Below are 3,131 nucleotides of genomic sequence, written 5' to 3'. Positions count from 1 at the left end.
AGAGACGAATTGCCAAAGGGACAAAGAACCAGAGCCTAAGAACCTTAAACCTTTGAAATACAAGTAAACATAACGCCCAATTAAGGGGTGAACAACGCTACCACCCGACCTAAAGCATTGTACCGTAACCACTAAATTCGAAGTAGAGGAAAAAATGCCGAGCGTTGTGAATCCCTCTTAAATTGCTTGTTATGTGTCTTTATAGATAACCCCTTCTAAACACAAAGAAATTGCTGGTTTTAGTTTCTAATAGTCCCAAATCAAGGCCATACAGCAACCATTTAAATTTGGGTTTCTTAGGCATTTGTGTACTGCAACCTGTAAACATTTCTTCTGCAAATTCTCGGCTATCTACCTTGTGATCAATTTGACTAATTACATGCCAGTATTCATGAGTCATAGAATTGATATGGAGTGGGTGCCCTGACGTAGTTATAGGGTATGACATGTAAACTGAATTCGGTGGAAGCTCTCTAGCTGCTATATGGTCAGATATAGCCCACATTCGCCGCCTTTCTTCGGACATTTCATGTTTGTCATAATCAAAAACAGAGTGGTCAAACAAAGCTACCGCCGTAAATTTATCTCTGCTAACTTGCGCAAACAGTACAACACTCCCTTTCTTCGACTTACCCGCATGTAAATGCAGATGATGAAAACCTTTAGTATTTAACAACTGATCTTTATCTGTCCATGCGTCACCCTTAGCAAGGATGTAGTCCTTAGGAGTGTAGCCTTTCGTGAGCACCTTATTGGAGAGATGTTCAGTTAAGTCTTCTCCTAACTCGACTTTTCTAAGTAATTCCCTTACATCGTTTTCGTATTCACTCCAGCGAGAGTCCTGTAACAAATAAGGCTCTATACTAACCACCCTTGGTCTAACGGGAATTAGCCTAGACGCCCAATGCAGGTAATGGAACATAACCGAGCTTAAATGCTGTTCTAGTAACTCTGCCTGAACTTCCTTTGTGTTTGGAAAGTAAGGCATTATTTTTATAAGCTCACTTTTGAAGGCTCTAATTGTTTTTGATTCTTCCATTTCTGCTATCTCTGACAGACACATAACGCCCAATTAAGTTGTGAGCAACGCTAACACTGAACCTGACCTTTGCGCCGTAAACACTAAAGTTGATTCAAACCACAATTGCCAAGCGTTGCGAATCAGCTTGAATTGCTTGTTATGTTTGTTCTTCAACCATGAACCCCAAGTATTCATTTTGCATACGCAAAGCCAAATTACTACAGTAGCCGAAATACTTTATACATTCCGGTTTACTCATACTCTTAGTGCCGGGATAACATAATGATACGTAATAGATTTTCTTGTCAGGCATTATAGCCATTCGAGAAACAAACTTTTTCGCGACTTGGTCTGCTCGATGCTTATCAAGCTCGATTGCCACAACAAAGTCTTCATTGTCACCATAGATATCGATCGCATCTGAACTTGTGGAGCAAGGCGAGAACTCACGAGACCAAGTAACTCCTGCGAATTCAACAAATAACTCTTGGTACAGTTCCTTTTGAAAAGCTGAAACTATTTTCCGCTGCTCAACTTGTGACTTAGTTAAGTGATCAGCGAAATATGACTGACATGGTAAAGCCTCAATTATCGAGGTAAGCCTTTGTAAAATATCATCATCAGGACTGCTTATAACCTGTAGCTTGGGAAAGAGAAGCATAAATTCCTCCGAAAAACATAACGCCCAATTAAGGGGTGAACAACACTACCACCCAAACCTAATACATTGTGCCATAAACACTAAATTTGAAGTAGAAGCAAAAGTGCCAAGCGTTGTGAATCCCTCTTAAATTGCTTGTTAGTTTACCTTTCGCACAAATCGCACGATTTAATTATATTGACCATTTTGTGCGACAAACTATAATCTTACTGTAATTCCAAATTTGGAGATTGAGTATGCACACACTAACAGCAAATGATGCAAAGCGTAACTTTGGTGAGCTACTTCTAAGCGCCCAACGTGAGCCAGTAAAGATTAGCAAAAACAGTAAAGATGCCGTAGTGGTAATGTCTATCAAAGACTATGAAGAACTAGAGGCAATGAAAACCGAATACCTTAAACATTGTTTCGAGTCAGCTAAACAAGACTTAGCACAAGGCAATGTAGTTGATGGTGAAGATTTCCTAAGCGCCTTGTAACCCACTATGCAAAAGAATAAATACAAACTAAGTAAATTGGCCCAGGCTCATTTACGAAAAATTAAAAGCTATACCGTCAACAACTTTTCTGAAATGCAGTGGAACAACTATAAAGATACATTGCTAACTGGGTTTCAAATGCTTGCCGACAATCCAGCCGTAGGTCGCAGTTGCGATGAGATTTATCCAAGCGGTTTCTATTTTCCGGTAGGAAAACACACAGCTTACTTTACAAAAGAAGACGGTTTTATTTTAGTTGTGGCTGTACTTGGTCAATCACAACTCCCACAAAACCACTTGTAGCTAAGACATCACCCTAAATAAAAACTGGGGTGATGATCTTGATTGGTAAACTAACGCCCTGTTAAGGTGTGAGCAACGCAATACCAAAGCCGCTGCATACCACCTTAAACACTAAACGCAACGCATAGTGAAAATGCCACGCGTTGCGAATCACTCTTAAACAGTTTGTTATGTGATTACTGACAGTTATCGCTACACTCTTGTACAACTGAACACGTGATGCTCATTAAACTCAATTTCATCACCCAGCTTCAAGCTCTTGAACGCGACGCTAATACTTGGGTCAAAACCACTAATTTTACCTTGGTATGTTTTCGCGGCTATCTCTTTAACAGATGTTACTGTAATTCTTTCAGAATCATATCGAAGAGTTACAGAGTCGCCTGTATTGATACCGGAATACTCGATCGGTTTCCCTGGAGTATGGTCACTTACTACTGAATATGTAATCGCTGTTTCAAATCCTAATTCTTCTGCATTTTTCATAATATTTTCTCCAATCACATAACGCTGCGTTAAGTGGTAAACAACGCCAACCACCAAACCTAAACCATTGTACCTTAAACACTAAATTTAACTTGAACTGAGATCGCCAAGCGTTGTGAATCACTCTTAAATTTATTGTTATGAGGCAACTTGAAGCGACAAAGAAAGGAAGTTTTCATCG

At 39.6% G+C, this 3,131-nt stretch carries 5 protein-coding genes; 2 read left to right on the top strand and 3 right to left on the bottom strand.

The features are described from left to right. Window positions 1-199: 199 nt before the first annotated feature. Window positions 200-1,039, bottom strand: coding sequence for a hypothetical protein (locus tag ACQEXU_RS21790; RefSeq protein ID WP_427012281.1), 840 nt, complete (start codon window positions 1,037-1,039; stop codon window positions 200-202). Between the two features lie 139 nt (window positions 1,040-1,178). Continuing rightward, entirely contained in the window at window positions 1,179-1,682 is a 504-nt protein-coding gene (locus ACQEXU_RS21785; RefSeq protein WP_023585852.1) for a hypothetical protein, read from the bottom strand. Window positions 1,683-1,918: 236 nt separating this feature from the next. On the opposite strand from ACQEXU_RS21785, the gene ACQEXU_RS21780 reads away from it, so the two are divergent. Beyond that, a complete protein-coding gene (locus tag ACQEXU_RS21780) occupies window positions 1,919-2,161 on the top strand; it encodes a type II toxin-antitoxin system Phd/YefM family antitoxin (protein WP_238831174.1) in 243 nt (80 codons plus the stop codon). Window positions 2,162-2,167: 6 nt separating this feature from the next. Then, window positions 2,168-2,464: a type II toxin-antitoxin system RelE/ParE family toxin gene (locus tag ACQEXU_RS21775; RefSeq protein ID WP_025794194.1), complete on the top strand. Its 297-nt coding sequence runs from the start codon at window positions 2,168-2,170 to the stop codon at window positions 2,462-2,464. A gap of 192 nt (window positions 2,465-2,656) precedes the next feature. Here the strand turns inward: ACQEXU_RS21775 and ACQEXU_RS21770 are convergent, their stop codons facing one another. Next, the gene (locus ACQEXU_RS21770; protein ID WP_258500417.1) at window positions 2,657-2,950 is read right to left on the bottom strand and encodes a hypothetical protein; all 294 of its coding nucleotides are present in this window, start codon (window positions 2,948-2,950) and stop codon (window positions 2,657-2,659) included. Between the last annotated feature and the right edge of the window lie 181 nt (window positions 2,951-3,131).

This window comes from Vibrio sp. TRT 21S02 (genome assembly GCF_050113675.1).
Lineage (GTDB): Bacteria > Pseudomonadota > Gammaproteobacteria > Enterobacterales > Vibrionaceae > Vibrio.
This window is presented reverse-complemented; position numbering and strand designations above follow the sequence as displayed.